Here is a 20,964-nt window from a genome sequence, read left to right on the forward strand (position 1 = left end):
GGCAGGGTCAGAGGTGCCTCCCGGTGGGGGCTGATCCTGGCGAGCGGGGTGCGCGGCGTTCGTAACAACCGACACCGCTGCGGCCCCGACGCCTTGATCGAATGCTGCCCCGCGCCGCCTCAGCTTGAGTCCGACTCCCCTCCAGAGTGCCCGCAGCCAGTGCCCCTACTGCGGCGTGGGCTGCGGCCTGGAGCTGCGGCCTCCGGCCCCCCAGGGAGAGGTTGCCGGCGAGGAGGACGACGAGACTCCGAGTGGCCCGGGCCAGGGCGCCACCAGGGCTCCGGACAGCGACGATCTGCCCTGGACCAGCCGCGGCGATCGGCTGCATCCCTCCTCCCTGGGTCAGGTGTGCGTCAAGGGCGCCACCGTGGGCGAAACCCTCGCCCCCAACCGCCTCAGCCAACCCCTCTACCGCGCCAGCCGCGATGAGCCCTTCGCGCCGATCGGCTGGGAGCAGGCCTTCGCGCTGCTGGTGGAGCGCATCCAGGCCGAACTGGCCACCCGTGGTCCCGGCGCCCTGGCGATGTATGGCTCCGGCCAGTTCCTCACGGAGGACTACTACCTGGCCCAGAAGTTGTTCAAGGGGGCCCTGGGCAGCAACAACTTCGATGCCAACTCGCGGCTCTGCATGAGCTCGGCGGTGGCGGGCTATGCCCGCAGCCTCGGCTCCGATGGCCCTCCCTGCTGCTACGACGACCTCGACCTCGCCGATACGGTGCTGCTGATCGGCACCAACACCGCCGAGTGCCATCCGGTGCTGTTCCAGCGGCTGCTGAAGCGCAAGCGCAAGCAGAAGACCACGCCCCGGCTGATCGTGGTGGATCCCCGCGCCACCGCCACCAGCGACGCCGCCGACCTGCACCTGGCGATCCGTCCCGGCACCGACCTGGCCCTGCTGCACGGCATCTCCCATCTGCTGCTCGCCCAGGGAAATCTGGACCGCGCCTTCATCGCGCAGGCCACCGAGGGGTTTGATGCCTTTGCCGAGCTGGTGCGGGCCTGGACGCCGGAGCGGGTGAGCCGTCTTTGCGGGATTGGCGAAGCTGACCTGCGGACGGCGGCGACGGCCTGTGGTGCCAGCAACACCCTGCTGAGTCTCTGGTCGATGGGGGTGAACCAGAGCGTGGAGGGCACCGCCACCGTGGGCGGCATCATCAACCTGCACCTGCTCACCGGCCAGATCGGCAAGCCCGGTGCCGGGCCCTTCTCGCTCACGGGCCAGCCCAACGCCATGGGCGGGCGCGAGGCCGGCGGGCTGGCCCAGCTGCTGCCGGGCTACCGCACCGTGGCCGATGCCGAACACCGGGCCGAGCTGGAGCATCACTGGGGCTTTGCCCCCGGCTCGATCGCCCCCGAGCCGGGCCTGGCGGTGTGGCAGCAGATCGAGGCGATGGAGCGGGGCGAGCTGGGCCTGTGGTGGGTGGCGGCCACCAATCCGCTGGTGAGCATGCCATCGCTGGATCGGGTGCGGGCCGCCGCCCTCAACTGCCCGCTGGTGGTGCTGAGTGAGGCCTATGCCGGCACCGAGACCGCCGCCGTGGCCCACCTGCTGCTGCCCGCGGCCCAGTGGAGCGAGAAGCAGGGGGTGATGACCAACTCCGAGCGACGCGTGACCCTCTGCACGGCCTTTCGCGAGCCGCCGGGCGAGGCACGGGCCGACTGGGCCGTCTTCGCCGAGCTGGGACGGCGCCTGGGCTTCGCCGAGGCGTTCAACTACGGCTCCAGCGCCGAGGTGTATGCCGAGTTCGCGGCGATCACCGCCGGCCGCCTCTGCGACCACTCGGGCCTCAGCCACGCCCTGCTGGCGGAACACGGCCCCCAGCAGTGGCCCTTCCCTACCGGCACCGCCCCCGGCGACGGACAGGCCCGCCTCTACACCGACGCGCGCTTCCCCACCTCCACGGGCCGCGCTCACCTGGTTGCCGATGCGCCCCTGGGCCTCGCCGAACCCCCTTGCGACGCCTACCCCCTGGTACTGACCGTGGGCCGCTACCTGGGCCACTGGCACACCATGACCCGCACCGCCCACGTGGCGCGGATCGCCAAGGCCCACCCGGAAGCCCTGTTGGAGGTCCATCCCGGTGACGCCCAGCGCCATGGGCTGGTGGATGGCGCCGTGGCCCGGATCCGCTCGCGCCGCGGCGCCGTGACCGCCAAGGTGCAGATCACCGAGCGCATCCGCCCCGGCACGGTGTTCCTGCCGATGCACTGGGGAGGCTCCCAGGCCAACGCCTGTGAGGCCAACCGGCTGATGCACGAGCTGGGCTGCCCGCTCTCCAAACAGCCCGAACTCAAGGCTGCGGCCGTGTGCCTGGAACCCGCCGGGGCCTGATCAGGCCTGCACCAGCTCCGGGGCCAGCCGCAGGCCCCCCTGGGCGTTGGTATCGCCGGCAACCAGGCCCGCCTGGCGCCATTTCGACAGCTGGCGCGTCACCGTGACGCGCGTGTGGCCGACCAGCTCGGCCAGGCGCTGGTGGCTGAGGTGCAGGGGCAGCTCATACCAGTCGCCGCAGCGACGGCCCAGCCGCTCCACCAGCAGCTGCAGCAGGGCCGCCAGGCGCTGCTCGGCTTCCCCCAGATGGCGGATCAGCAGCAGGGCCACTGTCCAGTCGTGCAGGGAGGTGGCTCCCTCGGGGGGCAGGAGGCCGGCCCCCTCCTCCAGGTGCACGGGGGTGAGGGCCTCCAGGTGGAAGCGGCTGCGGCGCAGCAGGTCGAGGGGCAGCTGATCGCCCGCCTGCAGGAAGCCGAGGGTGATCGACTCACTCTCGAGTGCCTCCACATCCGGGCCGGAGACGGCCACCCGCAGCAGGCCCTGGGCCACGCTGAGGCAGTGGCTGAGTTCCATGCTGTTGCGCTCCAGGCTGGCGGCATCGAGCAGCACCGTGTGGCCGGGGGCGATGCGCAGCGCGGCCGGCGCCGGCACGACCTTCGCCGTGGCCCCTGACTCAATCGTCATCGTGGGCATAGCGGCGGAACAGGAAGTCGAGGGCGTGGTTGCGCAGCTGGCCGTAGCGGGGATCCCGCTGAATGGTCTCGTAGCTGCGGGGGCGATCGAAGGGCACCTCGAGGATCTCGCCGATCGTTGCCGAGGGTCCGTTGGTCATCATCACGATCCGGTCGGCGAGGAACAGAGCCTCGTCGATGTCGTGGGTGATCATCAGCACCGTGGGGCGCTGCTCCTGCCAGATGGCGAGCAGTTCCTCCTGCAGCTCCTCCTTGGTGATCGCATCGAGGGCACCGAAGGGCTCATCCAGCACCAGCACGGCCGGGTTCACCGCCAGGGCCCGGGCGATCGCCACCCGCTGGCGCATGCCGCCCGAGATCTGGGCCGGTTTCTGGTGGCGGGCGTCGAGCAGGTGCACCATCTCCAGGTGGTGCTCCACCACCTGGGCCCGTGCCCCTGGGCTCAGCTCCGGCCTGGCGGCCTTCACCGCCAGCTCCACGTTCTGCTGCACCGTCTTCCAGGGCAGCAGGGAGTAGTTCTGGAACACCACCATCCGGTCGGGGCCGGGCCGCTCGATCGGTGCGCCCCGCAGGCTCACCCGGCCGCTGCTGGGGGTGAGGAACCCCGACACCATGTTGAGCAGGGTGCTCTTGCCACAGCCGGAGTGGCCGATCACGCAGAGGAATTCCCCCTGCCGCACCTGCAGATTGATGTCGCGCAGGGCCTCGAAGGGGCCGCGGCGGGTCTGGAACACCTGGCCGACACCGTCGAAGCTGAGGAAGGCCTCCGGGGTGGCGCTGGTCGCGGTTGCGGTGGCCGAGGGAACGGCTCCCGCCTGGGAGGCGCTGGGAGTGCCGGTGTCAAGCATGGCGGGCATCGCGGCTGGCGGCGAGGGGTCGGGGGCTGGCGGCCGGTGGCAGGGTCACCGGTTCCACCGTGGGGGTGGCGCTGCAGGGGAGGCCGTCGAGGTAGCGCAGAGGTGCGTCCTGGTCGAAGCGACGGCCATCGGCCAGGGCAAAGGGCTGGCGCTCCGGCCAGAGGCAGGGCAGACCGGCCTGGGCCATCGCGGCCTCATAGAGGTCACCGCGGTAGGTCTGGCTCAGCAGCTCCAGCCGGTTGCTGGGGAAGGGGCACCAGCCCCAGCGACTGAACTGGCTCAGCATCCAGGCCCCTTCCGCCTGGTCGGGCACCTGGGCCCGATCGGCGTGGTAGCGGTTCAGCAGCAGCCGATCGCTCGACTGCTCACCGGTGCCGAAGTCAAACTGGCGCTGCAGGGCCAGGGCGGAGCTGGGGCCGAGCCACTGGGGGTCGCTGAGCAGGCCGATCAGGTAGGGGCGCTGGCCGCCGTCGTCACAGATCGGACCGGCCTGCAGCAGGCCGGCGCAGAGGTCGAGCAGGGCCTGCCGATGGCTCTCAGCCCAGGCCTCATGGCAGGTCAGCACCTTCTCCGGATGGGCGGGCCAGATGTCGCGGTCCGTGGCGACGACGTAGGCAAGCCCGTCCTCGACTGCCCTGGCCACCCGGTAGCGGCCGGCAATGAACCCGTCGATCTCCCCCGCCCGCAGCGCGGCCTGCATCGCCATCGGCGAGAGGGTGCGCAGCTGCAGGTCCCGGTCGGGATCGAGACCGCCGTTCGCGAGCCAGTGGCGGAGCAGCAGCTCCTGCATGTTGCCCCGCTGGGCGATCGCGAGCCGCAGGGGCGAGGTCCCGGCCCGCTGCCGCTGCGCCAGGGCAGCGAGGTCGGTCAGGCCCTGGCTCAGGAAGCGCTGCGAGAGGCACACCGCGTTGCCGTTGCGGGTCACCGTCATCGGCGTGATCGCCGGCCAGGGGGCCTGGCCGTGCAGGCCGAGGCTGAGGGCCAGGGGGGCGGTGGCCGAGGTGATCGCCGCCTCCAGCTCGCCCGCCATCAGCTTCTCCTCCAGCTGCTGCCAGCGGGTGAAGGGCACCGGCAGCACCCGCAGCCGCTCGCGGTCGAAGAGCTGGCGCTCCAGCGCCACCGCCAGGGGGGCGCTGTCCAGGCCGGGCAGGTAGCCAATGCGGACAGTGGTGAGGGCAGCGGTTTTCGTTGCGCTGGCGCGGCCGCTGCGCGGGGCACCTGGCTGCAGCGTGCTCTGGCCCAGGCTCTGCTTGCGCTGGCGCAGGCGACGCTGCTGCTGCAGGAAGCCGATCAGCTCGCTGCGCAGCTGGTAGTAGTCGGGGTGCTCCATCACCTCCAGCCGCTGGCGCGGTCGGGGCAGCGGCACCTCCAGGATCTGGCCGATGCGGGCCTCCGGCCCGTTGGTCAGCATCACCACCCGGTCCGAGAGCAGCAGGGCCTCGTCCACGTCGTGGGTCACCATCACGGTGGTAATGCCGCTGGCCTGGCAGAGCTGCATCAGCTGCTGCTGCATGTTGCCGCGGGTCAGGGCGTCGAGGGCGCCGAAGGGCTCATCGAGCAGCAGCAGGCGCGGCTGGATCGCCAGGGCGCGGGCAATGGCGACCCTCTGCTTCATGCCGCCGGAGAGTTCAGCGGGGTGCTTGTCGGCCGCGGCGGCCAGGCCCACCAGCTTCAGCTGCTCATCCACCCGCTCGCGCTGCTGCTCTGGGGTGAGGTCGGTGAGCACGTTGCGCACCGCCAGCGCGATGTTCTGGCGGACGGTCTGCCAGGGCAGGAGCGAATAGTTCTGGAACACCACCATCCGGTCGGGGCCGGGGCTTGTGACCTCGCGGCCGTCCAGAAGGATCCCGCCCTCGCTGGCGCGGGTCAGGCCCGCCAGCAGGTTGAGCAGGGTGCTCTTGCCGCAGCCGGAGTGGCCGATCAGCGATACGAACTCACCCTCGGCGATGTCCAGGTCGATGTCGCGCAGGGCGATGTAGGCGCCGCCGCCGGCCAAAGGGAAGCTCTGGGTGACTGCGTCGACGGTAATCAGGCCCGGCATCTCAGCGGCCTCCTGCGGCGACGCGATCACCCACCAGGCCCACCAGCCGGTCCAGGGCCAGGCCCACCAGACCCACCACCAGGATCGCCAGGATGATCTGGCTGGTGCTGCTATCGCCACCGGCGTTGTAGGCGTCCCAGATGAAGAAGCCGATACCGCCATCGGCCTTGAGCATTTCGGCGGCCACGATCGCCAGCCAGGCCAGACCCACGGAGATGCGCAGGCCCGTGAACACGTAGGGCGCCGTGGCCGGCAAGAGGATGTCGCGCACGTAGCTACGCTTGCGCAGCCGCAGCACGCGGGCCACGTTGGTGTAGTCCTGTGGAATTTCGCGGATACCCACGGCGGTGTTGATCACGATCGGCCACACCGCCGTGATGAAGATCACGAAGATTGCGGCGGAATCGGCCTGCTGCAGCAGCAGCAGCGAGATCGGTAGCCAGGCCAGGGGGGGCACGGTGCGCAGCACCTGGATCAGCGGGTCGAAGCCGCGCCGCAGGAAGGCATTGAGGCCGATCGCCATGCCGGCGGCGATGCCAATCACCGCCGCCAGGGTGTAGCCGATGGCCACCCGTTGCAGGGAGATCAGGATCTGCAGCCCGATGCCCTTGGAGGTGCCGCCGTCGTCATAGAAGGGCTTGCTGATGTAGGGATCCCAGGTCTGGCGGATCACCTGGATCGGGCCGGGAAAGCCATCGGCATTGCCGAGGCACAGCAGTTGCCACACCAGCAGGGTCAGGCCGATGCAGACCACCGGGGCCTTCAGTTGATTGACCAGGGGTGAGCTGAGCCAGGTAGCCCGCGGTCGCCGCAGGCTGCGGGGGGAGGCGAGGGCGGTGGTCATTGGGGGCGGAGCTGGTGGGTAAGGAGGGGGTCTGGAGCCGCTGGCTTGCTGGCTCAGCGTGAGTGTGAGACGGGACCGGGGGATTGCAGACTGGCAATCCCCCGGCGTGCATCACGGCTCAGAGGCTCACTTGAGGGCCTTGATCTTGAGGCTGTCGAGGTAGGCCTTCGGGTTGGCGGGGTTGAACTTCACGCCGTCGAAGAAGGTCTCCACGCCGCGGGAATCGCTGCTGGGGATCTCCTTGTATCCATTGGCCTTGGCGGCAGCGCGCCACAGGTCGGAGCGGTTCACCTGGTTCACCAGGGCCTTGATGTTGGTGCCCTTGGGCAGGTAGCCCCAGCGGATGTCCTCGGTCACGAACCAGGTGTCGTGGCTCTTGTAGGGGAAGGAGGCGTTGTTAGCGAAGAACAGCATCTTGTAGGGCGAGTTCTTCACGTTGCGGCCGTCGCCGTAGTCCACGTTGCCCTGCAGGCGGGGCAGCAGATCCTCCACGGTGGCCTTCACATACTTGTCCTGGGCCAGGATCGTGGCCAGTTCCTTGGTGTTGGAGGGGTTGTCGGCCCACTTCTGGGCCTGCTGCACGGCCTTGAGCAGTCGCAGGGTGGCATTGGGGTTCTTCTTCACCCAGTCGGCGCGCATCGAGAAGGCCTTCTCAGGGTGCTGCTTCCAGAGCTCACCGGTCTGGGCCACGGTGTAGCCCAGTTTCTTGTTGACCAGGCGCTCGTTCCAGGGCTCACCCACGCAGAACACATCCATCGTGCCCGACTGCATGTTGGCCACCATCTGCGGCGGCGGGATCACCACCAGGTCGGCATCCTTGTTGGGATCCACGCCATTGGCGGCCAGCCAGTAGCGCATCCAGAGGTCGTGGGTGCCGCCGGGGAAGGTGACGGCAGCCTTGAACTTGTCGCCCGTGCTGTTTTTCTTGGCAACCACCTTCTTGAGGCCGCTTGCTTTGATCTGCAGCTTGGCGTCCAGGAAGTTCTTGGATGCCGAGATTCCCTGACCCTGGGTATTCAGTCGCGCCAGGATCGCCATCGGCACGGGTTTCTTGCTTTTGCTGATCGCCCCGGTGGTGAGCAGGTAGGGCATCGGCGAGAGGATGTGGGCGCCGTCGATGCCGCCGCGGCTGCCGCCCAGCTCCAGGTTGTCGCGGGTGACGGCCCAGGAGGTCTGTTTCTTGAGCTCCACGCCGGTCATCCCCTCCTTGGCGAAGAAGCCCTTCTCCTTGGCGATGATCAGGGGAGCGGCGTCGGTGAGGGCGATGAAGCCCAGATCCACCGAGGTGGTCTCCGGCTTGCCGGGGGCCGTCTGGGCCTGGGCCGGTGCCAGGCTGATGCTGCCCGCCAGCTGCAGCGTCAGGCCGGCCACAGTGGCGAGACCGGTGAACAGAACCTGGCGGCGGGAAAGGCGGCGGGAAGGATTGACCATGGAGGGGGATAGCTGTGGAGCGCAGAACAGATCAGGCCGATGCACCACGGCATCAACCAACGGATAGGGAGCGGGTCGTTCTCTGGAAGCCCGGGCTAGAAACCCATCACCGCGGGACGTAACGCACCCGGGCGGTGAAACGCGTCGTTGGCGCACAGGCTGACCAACGGCATTAAGAACACCACGTCGCTCGCCCTTGCAAGCGTCACATTGGCTACCGATTCGCGGATGGTGCGGATTTGCCGATGGCGCCCACCCCAGGCATTTGTGCCCAGAGCTACCAAAGCCGAAGCAGGATCGTGCCGGGGGTCATGGGCGGAGCCTCTCCAGGGCCGCCAGGCCGGCTCGGGCCGCCAGCAGCGCATCGGCCTGGGCCAGGGCAGCGGGCAGTGACTCCAGCTGCCCTGCGCACCAGAGGTAGGCCCCCACGTTCCAGCGGAGCGCCGGAGCCAGCGGGCCCTCGCCGGCCAGGGCGGCCAGGGCCTCGTCCTGCCACTGCTCCAGGTTGCTCCAGGCCACCTCGTCCGCGTCGATGCCGTGCTCGCGGGGATGCAGCAGGATCCGAGCCGGCGCGCCATCCCGCAACCGGGCCGTGATCGCGGCGCGGGTGGTGGGCAGGTCCGTCGAGCCCTCCAGGCCCTTCACGGTGAGCACGTCCCGTTCGCCGGCGGCCTGCAGCGCCTCCCAGGCCCGGCTCTCGGTGGGGGGGTGCACGAAGCCGCTCACCAGCAGGTGATCGCCCCGGTGGGGCGTCCAGAGCAGCTCCAGGCTGGCCACCGGCGGACGCTTGCCGATGTCCTCGCGGATCCGAACCAGCCTCTCGGCGGCCGGGAAGTGGTCAGGCTGGTGGGTGAGCGCCAGCCCGTGCTGATCCAGCCGCTCCTGCACCGCCGCAAGCGCCAGGCCGCGCCACTCCACCCCCAGGGCGGCGAACAGTTCGGCGAGGGTCACGCCGTATTTCACCGGCATGGGGGCACCGCCGTGCAGCACCACCGGCTGGCCTGCCGCCGCCAGCACCAGGGCCACGAGCGGCAGCAGCGGCGCCGTGCGGCTGCGGCCGTCGTAGGGCACGCCGAAGCACAGGGGCCTGCGGCCCGGGGTGTGCAGACGGGGGCCCTGCTCCCGGTAGGTGTCGAGCATGCCGGTCAGCTCAATCGGCGTGGGCCGGCGGATCCGGTGGGCGATCAGGAAGGCACCGAGCTGGCTGTCGCTGGCCACGCCACTCAGCATGAGGTCCATCGCCTCGCGGGCTTCGGCCCGGTCCAGCCCCGTGCTGGTGTGCTCGCCGCTGCCCACCTTGCCGAGCAGGTCGCGGAAGCGCGCCCGCTCCGGGCCGAGCTCGCCGCGGCGCTCCTGGCGGCGGCGCGTGTCGCGCCCCTCGGCACGCAGGGCCGCGCTGTCGATGGCGGTGTCGATGGCGGTGTCGGTGCCGCTGCCAGGTGTCGTGCCGGTGCGGGTCATCGGTAGCGGTTGTGACACGGGGGCCTGGGTGCCGCCGCCACATTGTCATTCCCGCATGCTGGCCGGTCTGTCCAATGGCGTCTGCTGCTCCTGAGGCCGAATCGCCGCTGGCCGCGGCTCCAGGGCCAGTGACTGCCATACCGGGGGCCTCCGGCACCGAGAAGCTCAGCAAGGTCGAGCAGGCCAAGGCCGCCTTCTGCGGGCTCGAGCTGGAACCCCGCCTGGCGGAGCTTGGCGCTCAGGGTTGGGAGGCCCTCGATGAGGCCACCCTCACCATCCACCTCAAGTGGCTGGGCATCTTCTTCCGGCCCGTGACCCCCGGGCGCTTCATGCTGCGGCTGCGGCTACCCAACGGCGTGATCCAGGCCGATCAGCTCGCCGTGCTCGCCGATGCGGTGGATCGCTGCGGGGCCGAGGGCAGCGCCGACATCACCACCCGCCAGAACCTTCAGCTGCGGGGCCTGCTGCTCGAAGACATGGCTCCCCTGGTGGAGGCGATGGCGGCGGTGGGTCTCACCAGCCGCCAGTCGGGCCACGACAACCCCCGCAACATCACCGGCAACCCCCTGGCCGGCATCGACCCCGAGGAGCTGGTGGACACCCGGCCGCTGGTGGAGGCGATCCAGGCGCGGCTGCTGGGACCGGGCGGGCCACGCAACCTGCCGCGCAAGTTCAACGTGGCGGTGGGCGGCGCCCCCGACAGCTTCCTGCTGCACAACGACCTCGCCTTCCTGCCGGCCGAGCGCGACGGCGAACTGGGCTTCACGGTGCTGGTGGGGGGCTTCTTCTCGGCCCAGCGCAACGCCCTGGCGATCCCGCTGGGCCTGTGGCTGCGCGGTGCCCAGCTGCCCGATTTCAGCCTGGCGGTGCTGCGTCACTTCGAACGACACGGCAACCGCGCGGCCCGCAACAGGAGCCGCTTGCTCTATCTGATTGACGAGCTGGGCCTGGATGCCTACCGCGCCGAGCTGTTAGCAAGCTTCGCCGCGGTGCTGGCCGAGGGCGCGGGGGCTGGCACCGGGGAGGCCCATGGCCTGGCCGGTGCCGACGGCTCGCCGGAGAGCGCCCGCCTCGCCACCACGTTGGCGCTCTCCCACGATGGCTCCCACCTGGTCAACCAGGCGCCCCGCTCCGGGCTGGGGGTCAACGCCCAGGCCCAGCCGGGGCTGCATTGGCTCGGCCTGCATGTGCCGATGGGTCGCCTCGACGCCGACACGATGCTGGAACTGGCCCGCCTGGCCCGCCACTATGGCTGCGGCGAGCTGCGCTTCACCGAGGCCCAGAACGTGCTGCTCGTGGGCATCCCCACCGAGCACCTGGACGCTCTGCTGGCCGAACCACTGCTCCAGCGCCTGCGGCCCGAGCCCGGTCCGCTGCAGGCCGAGGCGGTGAGCTGCACCGGCAGCCGCTACTGCAGCTTCGCCCTGATCCCCACCAAGACCACCGCCCAGACCGTGGTGGAGGAGCTGGAGCGGCGCCTGGAGTTACCCCACCCCCTGCGTAGCCACTGGACCGGCTGCCCCAATGCCTGCGGCCAGCCCTACATGGGTGAGATCGGGCTGATGGGGGCCAAGGCCCGCCACGAGGGCCAGATGGTCGAGGCCGCCAAGATTTTCCTGGGGGGCTCGCTGGGGTCAGAGCCGGCGCTCGCCGAATTGCACGGCAAGCCCATACCCCTCACCCAGCTACCCGACGTGCTCGAGGAACTGCTGGTGGAACGCTTCGGTGCCCGCCGCCGGCCTGGAACCTGAGGCCGCTGCGCCGGCCGGGCCACCAGCCCGCGCCCCGGCGCCGCGGGGCATTGCGGCGCCGCCAGGCGTCATCCAACGCCTGCAGGACTTCCCGATCGTTCACGTCGTGGCCGCCATAGAGCAGGGCGGTGATCCGCTCCGGGTCGATCTCCAGCGCAGCCACCTCCTGCCACAGCCGCTCGCCGAGGGCCGCCGCGGCCGGTTCCTGCTGGGCCGCGGCTAGCTGGCGCACCAGCAGGAGCACCAGCTGCTGCTCCTTGCGCTCGGCAAAGCTGCCCTCAAAACGGCCCGTCCCGCCGCCGCTCCCCCGACAGTCGCCCTCCGTCCAGCCCGTAACCGCGCCACCTGATCCGTCCATTGCCCGTCCCCGCCTCTGACTCCGTGTTAAGTCCGCCCTTCCGCTCTGCCAAGCACCCCCTGGCCGCCGCCGGCCCCGGAGCGGCTGCCAGGGTGGAGCTTGCCGCCGCCCCCAAGCGGGTGCCTGAGGCCCTCCCCCAGCCCGAAGCCCATCCGCCCCTGCCAGCGCCGGACAGCGAGGCCCGCTGGCGGCTCCTGCAGCGCCTGCGGCGGCAGGGCGTCGATCCGCGACCCTGGCTGGAGCGCCTGGAGCGCGGTGCGCTGGATCCCGAGCCCGACCTGTTGGCGACGCTCGCGGTCCTGGTGGACCGCGCCGGTGCGGAGCGCCTGCTGGCCCTGGCCAGGCACCACGGGCCGGACGGCCTGCGGCAGGCCCTGGCTCAGGAGCTGCCGGGGGTCGATGGGGCGGCGTCTGCCGCCTGGCTGGAGCCGCTGCTGTCCGCCTGCGCGCTGGATCCCGTCTGGCTGGTGCCGCTGGGGCGCTGTCGCGAGCCACGGGTGGCCCAGCGGCTGCGGGAGGCCATCGCCCAGGCGTTGGAGGAGCACCCCCCGGCGCTGCAGTGCCCGCCCGCCGCCCTGATCGACCTGCTGCCGCTGCTGGGTCAGCAGCGGCAGGGCCAGGACGCCGCCCTGCTGATCAGTCTGGCCCTGGACCCGGCCCCGCTGGCGCTGCGGCGGGCCGCCCTGGAGGGTCTGGCCCTGGGGCTGGCCGCCTGGCCCCAGGCCCCCCTGGGCCAGGCCCTGGCCAGGCTCGCCCAGGATCTCGACCCGGCCCTGGCGGCCAAGGCGGTGGACCTGCTGGCGCGGCTGCCAGCTGGGCAGACCCTGTTGCATCGCCTGGCCCCCAGTCCCCTGGAGGCCAGCGTGCGGGCCCGGCTGGGCCGGCGCCTGCGCTTCTCGCCCCTGGTGCTGCTGGTGCACGGCCGCAGCGGTGGCCGCATCCCCGCCGAGCTGGAGGCCCTCGCCCAGGATCTGGCGGCGCGCCGCGGTGCCCCAGTGCTGCTGCAGGCCCTCACCGCTCCAGCGCCCGAGGCCGATCCCGCCTTCTGGGCCGCCGCCAGGACGGCCGGGGCCCTCACGCTGGTGCCCCTACTGCTGCTGCCCGGCGGCCATGTGCGCCACGATCTGCCGGCCATCGCCGAACGCTGGCGCTGCCAGGCGGATGGGGCGGGCGTGGCCCTGCGGCGCCGGCCGTTCCTCGGGGCCTGGCCCGCCTGGCAGCGGCAGCTGGCGGCCCGCTGCGCCGCCGATCGCCAGGCAGGTCTCGATCCCCTATGGCTGCACCATCCGCTGGAGGGCCACCTGGCCGCCCGCTACCTGGGCCATCTCAGGCTCCAGCTGGCCGCACCGGGCCTTGCTACTCCATACAGTGCCCAGGCCTGCGAGCTGCCGCTGGCGGGTCCCGGGCCCGTGGCGCTGCTGCCGATGACCCTGGCCAGCAACCGGCTCAGCGAGACCCTCAAGGCCGCCTTCCCTAGGGCTGCCGACCCGAGCCAGCAGCCCCCCGTCCGGCTCCATCCCCCGTTGCTGCAGCAAGCCCCCGTGCGCCAGTTCCTGATCGACGCCCTGGAGGTGCTGCCATGAGTGGGCCGGAGGCCCCGGGTGGCGGCAAGGTCTATCTGGTGGGGGCGGGGCCGGGCGATCCCGAACTGCTCACCCTCAAGGCCCACCGGCTGCTGAGCCAGTGCGATGCCCTCGTCTACGACTCGCTGGTGCCGCGGGCCCTGCTCGATCTGGTGCCGGCCCACTGTGAGCGCCATTTCGTGGGCAAGCGCCGCGGCCACCACTCCGTACCCCAGCCCAGCACCAACGCCGTGCTGGTGGAGCTGGCCAGTCGCCACAGCCTGATCGTGCGGCTCAAGGGTGGCGACCCCTTCCTGTTCGGCCGCGGCGGCGAGGAGGCGGCCCACCTGGTGAAACACGGGGTCGCTGTGGAGGTGGTGCCCGGTGTCACGGCGGGCATCGCCGCTCCGGCCTACGCCGGCATCCCGGTCACCCACCGCCGCGCCGGCTCCAGCGTCACCTTCGTGACGGGCCACGAGGAGATCGACAAGGCGCGCCCCGGGGTGGACTGGCAGGGCCTGGCCCGTTGCAGTGATGGCCTGGTGATCTACATGGGGCTGCATAACCTGCGCCGCATCTGCGCGGAGCTCATGGCCGGCGGCCTGGACCCCGCCACGCCGGCCGCCGTGGTGCAGCAGGGCACCGTGCTGGGTCAGCGCCAGCTGGTGGCCTGCTTGGCCGAGCTCGCCGACCAGGTGGAGGCCGAGGGCTTCGGCTCCCCCTCGATCGTGGTGATCGGCGCGATGGTCAACGAGCGGGTGCCGGACTGCGCGCCGGCCCCGGCCGATGCGGAGATGCCCATTCCCTTCTGAGCTTCAGGTCAGCCCGGGGCTCAGGGCGGCAGCAGCCTGAGCCCCTCCCCCTGCCGTTCCACCCGGTAGGTCCGCAGGGCCGGATGCCCGCCGCCCGCCGCCTCCCCGCTGCAGGCATGCCAGCGCCAGAAATGGTCGAGGCAGATCACCAGTCCTCCCTCGAGGGTGCCCCGGCAGAGGGGCACGCCCCGGTGGGGACAGCGGGGCTCGAAGGCCGCCAGCTCGCCGGTTTCGAGCAGGGCTAGGCAGACCGCCTGCCCATCGCGGCTGGTGGCCTCCACGATCTCGCCGACCTGGGGCAGCGCCGTGCTGGCCGGCAGCTCCAGAACGCCGGGCTCCGTTGCCCGGCTCCCCTGTGGGTCGTTCATGCGACCCGGGCCTCCAGGCCGAGGGCTTCGATCGCGGCCCGGGAGAAGAAGTTCACCCGCGTCTCCTCACTGATGTCCGGGTAGTTCTCCAAGTAGCGCACCACGCCGGAGACGCCGCTCGAATCCCAGTGGGGGTAATCACTGGTGCAGGCCATGTGGCGTCCTCCCAGCCATGCCATCGTTTCCTTCAGCAGGGCCTCCTCGGGTTCGAAGGAGCAGATCACGCACTGGCGGCGGAAGTAGGCCGAGGGAGCCATGGCGAGATCGTGCATCTCGCTCGGCCTGGCTTCGTAGTGGTTGTCGAGGCGGAACAGCATGTAGGGCACCCAGGTGGCACCTCCTTCGCAGAACAGCACATGCAGGCGTGGATGGCGCTCGAGCACGCCGTAGCCGATGATCGCCGAGAGTGCGGTAGCCATCTCCAGCGGGTGCGACACCGCGTGGGCCAGCCAATAGCGATCGAACTTGTAGTCGGTGCTGTGGGTGGCGTTGTAGGTGCCGGTGGCCTCGTGGAACACCAGGGCCATGCCCAGCTCCTCCATCGTCTGCCAGACCACGTCCCAGGCCTCGGTCCACCAGCGCACCCCCTGCATCACGTTGGGGCGCATCCACACAGCCGTGGCCCCCAGGGCATGGCAGCGCCGGATCTCCGCCACGGCCCAGATGGGGTTCAGCGGAATCGACACGCACCACAGATGGCGCCGGCCCGTCGCCCAGTCGCGTGCGGTCCAGTCGTTGAGGGCCCGCATCACCGCATATTGCAGGTCGGGATTCTCGATGTCGGGGGTGAACAGGCCCAGGGTGGGAATCCAGAGGGCGCAGTCGATCCCGGAGAGATCCATGTCGCGGTCCCGGTGCTCGAAGGCGTGGCGGTAGGCCAGCTCATAGGAGAGGCCATCGCCGCGGGGGCGCTGGTCGCCACAGCCCTCAGGCCGGCCGGGGCCGAATCCGGAGGGTTTCTGATACAGACGGCCCTCGATCATCAACCGTGGCGCCCCGGTGTTGTCGCTTACAAGTCGGGGGGCCTGATCGCTCCATTCGCGATCCAGATAGAGACTGAAGGCTTCCGGCGGTTCGATGATGTGGCGATCGCAGTCGATCACGAAGTACTGCTGCCCCACTGTCTTGGCAGTGGAGCGGTAGTGCGCCTCCACTGCCTCATGACAGTCGGCAAGCGGTTCGATACTGGCCACCATGACAGGAGGAGCAGGGAGAGAAACTCCAAGCTGTAGGCCCTGAGATGGCAGGGGGCATGTAGTGGCGGGCACCCCCATCGGGACCGGAGGCTGTCAGGGTCAAACAGCGGTGCCGAAGACATCGCCTGCGGCCTGCTCCCAAGCAGTAGCAATTGAAGCCGCGGCAGTCTGAATTCTTGTCGTTGTCCATGATCCGCCAGACCTCGTCGTCCCGACCGGCGCCCCATCGTCACTCCCGTCGTTCGCTGCTGGTCGCCCTGACGGCCCTGGCGGGTTCCACGGGCCTGCTGGTGGGCCTGGGCGTCTCCTCCACCCTGGCGGCCGAGAAGGGCCAGCCCCAGGTGAAGGTCCTGCGCATCGGCCTTCAGAAATCGTCCACCTTCAATATCCTGCGGGCACGCGGAGACCTGGCCCGCAGGCTCCAGCCGCAGGGAGTGCAGGTCACCTGGGCAGAGTTCACCTCAGGGCCGCCCCTGCTGGAGGCCCTGGCGGCCGGAAAGATCGACGTGGGCGAGGTTGGCGATGCCCCGGTGATCTTTGCGCAGTCAAAAAATGCGCCGATTGTGTATTTCGGCCAGTCGCAGCCCAACCCCGAGGCTGTGGCCCTGCTGGTGCCAAAGGATTCATCCATTCGCACTCTGGCTGATCTCAGGAACAAGAAGGTGGCCTTTGCGAAGGGCTCCAGTGCACAACCCCTCGTGGTGAACGCCCTCGCCAAAGCGGGCCTCAAGCTGTCTGACATCACCCCGGTGTATCTGCAGCCTCCCGAAGCTCGAGTCGCGTTCGAATCCGGCAAGATCGATGCCTGGGCTGTCTGGGATCCCTTCTACGCTGCCGCCCAGGTTGGTGGCAACGCCAGGGTTCTGGCCAACGGCAGGGGGCATACCCCATTCCGCCTGTTCTTCGTGGCCAACAGCGACTTCGCTGCGACCAACGCCTCACTGCTGCCCGGTCTGCTTCGCGACCTCAGGTCCGCTGGCCAATGGGCACTCGCCAATCCCGGCAGGTCTGCCGATTTCCTCTCCAAGGCCACCAAGATTCCGGTTGACGTTCTCGAAGTATCGGAACGACGTCGACTGGGGCGCTACCAGGTATCTCCGATCCAGACCGGCGGCCTGCGCGATCAGCAGCAGGTTGCAGACACCTTCGCCAGGCTGAAGTTGATCCCCAAACCGATCAACGTCAACGACATCGTGGTGAACGTCAAGAACTGAGGCCGATGCCCCAACTTGTCGATGCCGCCCAGGCCGCTGTGGCTTCAGGGCCTGCCGATCCTGCCGCTCAGATGGAGGCCCTGGTCCGGGAGTTCCAGCGCACGGCGGTTGAGCGCGACCAGCAAGGGGGAACGCCGCAGGCGGAGCGGGATCGCATCCGGGCTTCAGGGCTGCTGCACCTGGTGCTGCCCGCCCGCCACGGCGGCCATGGTGCCGACTGGATCACAGCCTTCGACCTCGCGCGCCGACTGGCCCGGGTGGATGCCTCCCTGGCCCATGTGTACTCGTACCACAACCTCGGGGTAGCGATCCCGCGCATCTTCGGCAGTGAGGAGCAGCGCCATCACTACGAGGCCGCCACGGTGCGTGAGGGCTGGTGGTGGGGCAATGCCCTCAACCCTCTCGATCGGCGCTGCCATCTCGTGGCCGACGGCGACAACTACCTACTGGAGGGCGAGAAGCGCTTCTGCTCCGGTTCCCACGATGCCGAGATCCTGCCGGTCACGGCGGTGGATCAGGCCAGTGGCGCCCTGGTGGTGCTGGTGCTCCCCGGCGACAGGGCCGGCATCCGCCTGCACCACGACTGGGACGCCATCGGCCAGCGCCAGACCGACAGCGGCTCGGTGAGCTTCGAGCGGGTCCGGGTGTTCCGCCACGAGGTTCTGGGCAGTCGCTCCGACGCGGCCACCCCGTTTGGGACGATCCGTGCCTGCCTGACCCAGCTCAACCTGGCCCACATCTTTCTGGGCATCGTCGAAGGTGGCCTGGAGGAAGCCAGGGCATGCCTGCTGGGCCAGGCAGCTGGCGGCCGTTCACACGATCCCCACGTGATCCAGCTGTTCGGCGAGCTCTGGCTGCAGCTCCAGGGCGCCGCTGCCCTCGTGCAGCAGGCGGCGGTGCCACTGCAGCAGGCCTGGGACCGGGGCCCGGCCCTCACGGCCGAGGAGCGGGGGGCCTGTGCCCTGCGCATCGCCGCCGCCAAGGTGGCCACCTCGCGGGCGGGGCTCGACATCACCAGCCGCCTCTTTGAGCTGGTGGGCGCCCGGGGTGTGACCCGCGGCCTGGGCCTCGATCGCCACTGGCGCAACCTGCGCACCCTGAGTCTTCACGATCCCGAGGCTCGGAAGGTGGAGGTCCTGGGTGCCTGGGCCCTGCACGGGCAGTGGCCCGAACCCGGCTTCTACCTCTGACTGCACCCCTGATCCCCACCCACCCCGCTGCACGCCCGATGGCTGACCCCACCACGGTGTCCTACGCCCAGGACAATCCCGCCCTGGCCAGGGACTACGACACCACCAGCGACTTCCAGTTCGAGCACGGCAAGCGGCTGGCAGAGGAGCTTCAGCTGCGGGGCGGTGAACGGGTGCTGGATGTGGGGGCCGGCACCGGTCGGCTGGCCCTGCACCTGGCTGGTCTCGTGGGGCCGCAGGGTGAGGTGGTGGCCGTGGATCCGCTCGCCGACCGCGTGGCCTTGGCCCGCTCCCGCGCCAGCGCCAATCTGCAGGTGGCCCAGGCCAGGGCCGAGGACCTCGGGGCCTACCCCGACGATCACTTCGATGCCGTGGTGCTCAACAGCGTGTTCCACTGGATCGCCGATCAGCCCGCCGCCCTGGCCGAGGCCTGGCGCGTGCTGCGACCCGGTGGCCGTCTCGCGGTGAACAGTGCCGATGCCGACCGCCCCCATGAGTTCGTGGGGTTGCTGGCCGAGGGCCTGGCCCGCCAGGGAGTGCAGGATCGGCGGGGTCTGGTGCCGCCCCACGTGATCAACGAGGAGCGCTTCGGGGAGCTGCTGGATCGGGCCGGGTTCGTGGAGCTCCGCATCACTCCCCTCACCTTCCACGACCGGTTCCAGGACCTGGAGCATCTCCTGCGCTGGAACCAGAGCTCCTATTTCGGCAACTTCCTGCCCCACCTCGACCTCAACGGCCCCCTGCAGCAGCCGCTGCGGGAAGCGCTCGCCCAGCGCACCGACGCCCAGGGCATCCAGCTGCAGCGCCACCTAGTGTTCGCCTGGGCCCGCAAGCCCGCCAGGACCTAAGGGCAGGTCCTCATTCCAGCTGCAGCACCCCGCGGGTGCGCTCGCGGCGTTGCTGCTCCTGGGCCTCGTAGGCGGCCATGCAGCCGGCCTTCGGCGCCAGCAGGCAGCTCACATAGCCGGAGGCGTCGATCAGGGCAGCGCGGATCGCCTTGGCGGCGGGGGTGCGCTGGGCCTGGGAGCTGTTGTTGCCGAAGTTGAGCGTGCCGGCGGCGGCGGTGATGCCCTGGCCGGTGCGGCCCATGTTGGGGGCGAGCCAGAGGGCCAGGCCGGCGGCCGGCAGCAGGTTCACGCCGCTGGAGCGGGCCTCGGCGCTGTTGCTGGCGCGGCCCTCCACGGTGCGGGAGCCGATGACCTCGCCGGTGCTGCTGTCCACCACGCGGATGTCGATCGCCACGTAGTCGCGGGTTTCGGCCTGCTGCTTGCTGGTGCCGAAGCCCAGCAGGCCGAAGTTGCTGCCGGAGGTCTTGCTCTCCACGCCCGTGTCATAGGAGGTGACGGTGCCCAGCACGATGTAGCGGGCGCCGCGCATCTGGCCCCTGCGGGCGGCATCGGGCCCCTTGCGCACGATGCCCAGCTCCGCCAGCTCCTGCTCGGAGAGCACCGCTTTCAGGTTGTTGCGCTCCACCACCTGAAGATCGCCCGTGGCCTGCAGCTCGTTGGCCAGGGCCGCCGCCAGGTCGGCCGCCACCGGACCCTGCCACCACCAGGCGGGCTGGGTCACCGTGTTCTTGAAGTCCGGCACCGAGACGGTGGGTCTGGCGGCGGGCCGGGCGTAGGGCCTGGGGCTGCTGGGGATCGGGGTCTGGGCGCTGGCCTGGGGAGCCGCGCCAATCAGGCCGGTGGCGGCACTGCCCAGGCCGAGGCCCAGGGCCGCCAGCAGGGCGAGCGGGCGACAGGGTGGCTTGGCCTTTGGCGACGCCATCGCAAGGGGGGAGGCCATGGGGCTCAGACCGGCTCGATCCATTGAAGCAACACCGGCCCGAAGCAATGGCCCGAAGCAACGCCGCCGCGGGGATCCGCAGGCCCTGCCCGCATCCCTCGGAGCCTGCCGGTTCGGTAGCGGATCGGACGACCGGGGCGCCATGGGTTTGCGTCAATGGCCCATCCCGCCCCCTGCTGCCCCTCCGGCAGCGCCGACCATGGCCTCCACCCTGCTGCCGCAGCACCGGCAGCCCCAGCCATCCCCCTCCGGCTCCACGGCCCAGGCACCGCGCCCGGCGCCGATGTTCGAGCTCATCCCCTACGAGAGGTTCCGCGACACTCCGGCGGTGCGCTTCTTCGACATCACCGTGGCCGAGTCCAACGCCCGCGACCTGGTGGTGCACACAGGTCCGGCCGTCAGCCCCCCGGATGACCCGGCCAGCGGAGCCTGGCAGTTCTATCTGCACCCCCACCAGCAGGACAACCTGCTGGCCCTGCAGGGGGGGCGCACCTTCTATCTGGTGAACCTGGGCTGGAACTATCCATTCCACATCGTGCGCCTGGAGAGCGGCGGCGACATCCTGCGCATTCCGCCGGGCACGTTCCACCGCTCGGTCTCCGATCCGGACGGCTCGCTGGTGCTCAACCAGGCGGTGCGGGAGGAGGGAGCCAGTGTGGCCCGTGAATTCCGCATCTACAACAGCTCTCACATTCCGCGGCTCTACGCCACCACCGCCCGCACGGCGCCCCTGCCCAAGCTGCACGGCGTCAGCTGGTAGAGCAGCCTCCAGACCAGGGGGCCTCAGCTGGAGAGGCGTCGCGGCAGCAGTGGGGCGCTGCGCGTGTGCAGGAGCTCACAGAGGGCATAGGCGGCGGGCAGGTTGGCGGCCCGTCGCTCGGGGATATCGCCGTTGGCCGCGCACACCAGATAGCCGCCGCGGATGTCCCTGAGGATCCTGCAGCCGTCTTCGGCTTGGCCCACGACGTGGAGATCGGCTGCCATGGTGATCCGGGCGGGTTGCAGCTACGTTGTAGGTGTGCGATCCGCCAGGTGGCTGTAGGGGATCCCTCACGCAATCAATCGTGAGCCAACAGCGCCGCCGCCAGCCGGGGCAAGTGCCGACCGGCCTCGGCCGCCTCCCTGTC

The 20,964-nt window shown here is 70.3% G+C and carries 19 protein-coding genes; 8 read left to right on the forward strand and 11 right to left on the reverse strand.

Translation table 11 applies throughout. The annotated features are described in order from the left end of the window. Positions 1-124 precede the first annotated feature (124 nt). The gene (locus tag CJZ98_RS04205; protein ID WP_094588682.1) at positions 125-2,332 is read left to right on the forward strand and encodes a molybdopterin oxidoreductase family protein; all 2,208 of its coding nucleotides are present in this window, start codon (positions 125-127) and stop codon (positions 2,330-2,332) included. On the opposite strand, the gene CJZ98_RS04210 is transcribed toward CJZ98_RS04205, so the two are convergent. The 6 genes from CJZ98_RS04210 to CJZ98_RS04235 form a co-directional block, all read right to left on the reverse strand. After that, positions 2,333-2,956, reverse strand: coding sequence for a helix-turn-helix domain-containing protein (locus CJZ98_RS04210; protein ID WP_094588684.1), 624 nt, complete (start codon positions 2,954-2,956; stop codon positions 2,333-2,335). Further along, positions 2,946-3,812 (reverse strand): ABC transporter ATP-binding protein, encoded by an 867-nt coding sequence (locus CJZ98_RS04215; RefSeq protein WP_094588686.1) that lies wholly within the window; start codon positions 3,810-3,812, stop codon positions 2,946-2,948. Before CJZ98_RS04215 ends, CJZ98_RS04210 begins: the two co-directional genes overlap by 11 nt. Continuing rightward, positions 3,805-5,862 (reverse strand): nitrate ABC transporter ATP-binding protein, encoded by a 2,058-nt coding sequence (locus tag CJZ98_RS04220; RefSeq protein WP_094588891.1) that lies wholly within the window; start codon positions 5,860-5,862, stop codon positions 3,805-3,807. The genes CJZ98_RS04215 and CJZ98_RS04220 overlap by 8 nt, the downstream gene beginning before the upstream one ends. Before the next feature lies 1 nt (position 5,863). After that, positions 5,864-6,706 carry a nitrate ABC transporter permease gene (ntrB, locus tag CJZ98_RS04225; protein WP_094588687.1) on the reverse strand — a complete coding sequence of 281 codons (843 nt, stop codon included), beginning with the start codon at positions 6,704-6,706 and terminating at the stop codon, positions 5,864-5,866. A 126-nt stretch (positions 6,707-6,832) separates the two neighbouring features. Further along, positions 6,833-8,137: a CmpA/NrtA family ABC transporter substrate-binding protein gene (locus tag CJZ98_RS04230; protein ID WP_094588689.1), complete on the reverse strand. Its 1,305-nt coding sequence runs from the start codon at positions 8,135-8,137 to the stop codon at positions 6,833-6,835. Positions 8,138-8,446: 309 nt separating this feature from the next. Then, positions 8,447-9,598, reverse strand: coding sequence for an anthranilate phosphoribosyltransferase (locus CJZ98_RS04235; protein ID WP_094588691.1), 1,152 nt, complete (start codon positions 9,596-9,598; stop codon positions 8,447-8,449). Between the two features lie 74 nt (positions 9,599-9,672). On the opposite strand from CJZ98_RS04235, the gene CJZ98_RS04240 reads away from it, so the two are divergent. Then, entirely contained in the window at positions 9,673-11,349 is a 1,677-nt protein-coding gene (locus tag CJZ98_RS04240; RefSeq protein ID WP_094588693.1) for a ferredoxin--nitrite reductase, read from the forward strand. On the opposite strand, the gene CJZ98_RS18170 is transcribed toward CJZ98_RS04240, so the two are convergent. Continuing rightward, positions 11,276-11,707, reverse strand: a complete 432-nt coding sequence (locus CJZ98_RS18170; RefSeq protein ID WP_157910863.1) for a hypothetical protein — start codon at positions 11,705-11,707, stop codon at positions 11,276-11,278. The genes CJZ98_RS04240 and CJZ98_RS18170 overlap by 74 nt on opposite strands. Before the next feature lie 23 nt (positions 11,708-11,730). Here CJZ98_RS18170 and CJZ98_RS04250 point away from each other — a divergent pair, with 23 nt between their 5' ends. Further along, the gene (locus tag CJZ98_RS04250; RefSeq protein WP_157910864.1) at positions 11,731-13,290 is read left to right on the forward strand and encodes a CbiX/SirB N-terminal domain-containing protein; all 1,560 of its coding nucleotides are present in this window, start codon (positions 11,731-11,733) and stop codon (positions 13,288-13,290) included. Beyond that, entirely contained in the window at positions 13,287-14,081 is a 795-nt protein-coding gene (gene cobA / locus CJZ98_RS04255; RefSeq protein ID WP_094588699.1) for a uroporphyrinogen-III C-methyltransferase, read from the forward strand. Before CJZ98_RS04250 ends, cobA begins: the two co-directional genes overlap by 4 nt. A 20-nt stretch (positions 14,082-14,101) precedes the next feature. Here the strand turns inward: cobA and CJZ98_RS04260 are convergent, their stop codons facing one another. Continuing rightward, positions 14,102-14,449 carry a Rieske (2Fe-2S) protein gene (locus CJZ98_RS04260; protein ID WP_094588701.1) on the reverse strand — a complete coding sequence of 116 codons (348 nt, stop codon included), beginning with the start codon at positions 14,447-14,449 and terminating at the stop codon, positions 14,102-14,104. Then, a complete protein-coding gene (locus tag CJZ98_RS04265) occupies positions 14,446-15,645 on the reverse strand; it encodes an amidohydrolase family protein (RefSeq protein ID WP_157910865.1) in 1,200 nt (399 codons plus the stop codon). The genes CJZ98_RS04260 and CJZ98_RS04265 overlap by 4 nt, the downstream gene beginning before the upstream one ends. A gap of 341 nt (positions 15,646-15,986) precedes the next feature. Here CJZ98_RS04265 and CJZ98_RS04270 point away from each other — a divergent pair, with 341 nt between their 5' ends. The 3 genes from CJZ98_RS04270 to CJZ98_RS04280 are packed head-to-tail and all read left to right on the forward strand — an operon-like array spanning position 15,987 to position 18,897. Continuing rightward, on the forward strand, positions 15,987-16,859 hold the full coding sequence (locus tag CJZ98_RS04270) for a sulfonate ABC transporter substrate-binding protein (protein WP_198537478.1): 873 nt from the start codon (positions 15,987-15,989) through the stop codon (positions 16,857-16,859). A gap of 5 nt (positions 16,860-16,864) precedes the next feature. Beyond that, a complete protein-coding gene (locus CJZ98_RS04275; protein ID WP_232756187.1) occupies positions 16,865-18,049 on the forward strand; it encodes an acyl-CoA dehydrogenase family protein in 1,185 nt (394 codons plus the stop codon). A gap of 38 nt (positions 18,050-18,087) precedes the next feature. Further along, entirely contained in the window at positions 18,088-18,897 is an 810-nt protein-coding gene (locus CJZ98_RS04280; RefSeq protein ID WP_094588709.1) for a class I SAM-dependent methyltransferase, read from the forward strand. Between the two features lie 10 nt (positions 18,898-18,907). Here CJZ98_RS04280 and CJZ98_RS04285 read toward each other — a convergent pair whose 3' ends face one another. Next, positions 18,908-19,837 carry a CsgG/HfaB family protein gene (locus CJZ98_RS04285; RefSeq protein ID WP_094588711.1) on the reverse strand — a complete coding sequence of 310 codons (930 nt, stop codon included), beginning with the start codon at positions 19,835-19,837 and terminating at the stop codon, positions 18,908-18,910. Positions 19,838-20,120: 283 nt separating this feature from the next. Between CJZ98_RS04285 and CJZ98_RS04290 the strand changes: the two genes are divergently transcribed. After that, complete coding sequence (locus CJZ98_RS04290; RefSeq protein ID WP_094588893.1) at positions 20,121-20,597, forward strand: redox protein; 477 nt, start codon at positions 20,121-20,123, stop codon at positions 20,595-20,597. A 23-nt stretch (positions 20,598-20,620) separates the two neighbouring features. Here CJZ98_RS04290 and CJZ98_RS04295 read toward each other — a convergent pair whose 3' ends face one another. After that, complete coding sequence (locus CJZ98_RS04295) at positions 20,621-20,821, reverse strand: hypothetical protein (protein ID WP_094588713.1); 201 nt, start codon at positions 20,819-20,821, stop codon at positions 20,621-20,623. Positions 20,822-20,964: the final 143 nt, after the last annotated feature.

The organism is Vulcanococcus limneticus LL, assembly GCF_002252705.1.
GTDB lineage: Bacteria > Cyanobacteriota > Cyanobacteriia > PCC-6307 > Cyanobiaceae > Vulcanococcus > Vulcanococcus limneticus.

What these genes read in the sequence shown, in the direction of transcription:
- CJZ98_RS04210 (WP_094588684.1), bottom strand. Translation starts at nt 2,956, where the DNA reads ATGACGATTGAGTCAGGGGCCACGGCGAAGGTCGTGCCGGCGCCGGCC.
- CJZ98_RS04215 (WP_094588686.1), bottom strand. Translation starts at nt 3,812, where the DNA reads ATGCTTGACACCGGCACTCCCAGCGCCTCCCAGGCGGGAGCCGTTCCC.
- CJZ98_RS04220 (WP_094588891.1), bottom strand. Translation starts at nt 5,862, where the DNA reads ATGCCGGGCCTGATTACCGTCGACGCAGTCACCCAGAGCTTCCCTTTG.
- ntrB (WP_094588687.1), bottom strand. Translation starts at nt 6,706, where the DNA reads ATGACCACCGCCCTCGCCTCCCCCCGCAGCCTGCGGCGACCGCGGGCT.
- CJZ98_RS04230 (WP_094588689.1), bottom strand. Translation starts at nt 8,137, where the DNA reads ATGGTCAATCCTTCCCGCCGCCTTTCCCGCCGCCAGGTTCTGTTCACC.
- CJZ98_RS04235 (WP_094588691.1), bottom strand. Translation starts at nt 9,598, where the DNA reads ATGACCCGCACCGGCACGACACCTGGCAGCGGCACCGACACCGCCATC.
- CJZ98_RS04240 (WP_094588693.1), top strand. Translation starts at nt 9,673, where the DNA reads ATGGCGTCTGCTGCTCCTGAGGCCGAATCGCCGCTGGCCGCGGCTCCA.
- CJZ98_RS18170 (WP_157910863.1), bottom strand. Translation starts at nt 11,707, where the DNA reads ATGGACGGATCAGGTGGCGCGGTTACGGGCTGGACGGAGGGCGACTGT.
- cobA (WP_094588699.1), top strand. Translation starts at nt 13,287, where the DNA reads ATGAGTGGGCCGGAGGCCCCGGGTGGCGGCAAGGTCTATCTGGTGGGG.
- CJZ98_RS04260 (WP_094588701.1), bottom strand. Translation starts at nt 14,449, where the DNA reads ATGAACGACCCACAGGGGAGCCGGGCAACGGAGCCCGGCGTTCTGGAG.
- CJZ98_RS04265 (WP_157910865.1), bottom strand. Translation starts at nt 15,645, where the DNA reads ATGGTGGCCAGTATCGAACCGCTTGCCGACTGTCATGAGGCAGTGGAG.
- CJZ98_RS04275 (WP_232756187.1), top strand. Translation starts at nt 16,865, where the DNA reads ATGCCCCAACTTGTCGATGCCGCCCAGGCCGCTGTGGCTTCAGGGCCT.
- CJZ98_RS04280 (WP_094588709.1), top strand. Translation starts at nt 18,088, where the DNA reads ATGGCTGACCCCACCACGGTGTCCTACGCCCAGGACAATCCCGCCCTG.
- CJZ98_RS04285 (WP_094588711.1), bottom strand. Translation starts at nt 19,837, where the DNA reads ATGGCCTCCCCCCTTGCGATGGCGTCGCCAAAGGCCAAGCCACCCTGT.
- CJZ98_RS04290 (WP_094588893.1), top strand. Translation starts at nt 20,121, where the DNA reads ATGTTCGAGCTCATCCCCTACGAGAGGTTCCGCGACACTCCGGCGGTG.
- CJZ98_RS04295 (WP_094588713.1), bottom strand. Translation starts at nt 20,821, where the DNA reads ATGGCAGCCGATCTCCACGTCGTGGGCCAAGCCGAAGACGGCTGCAGG.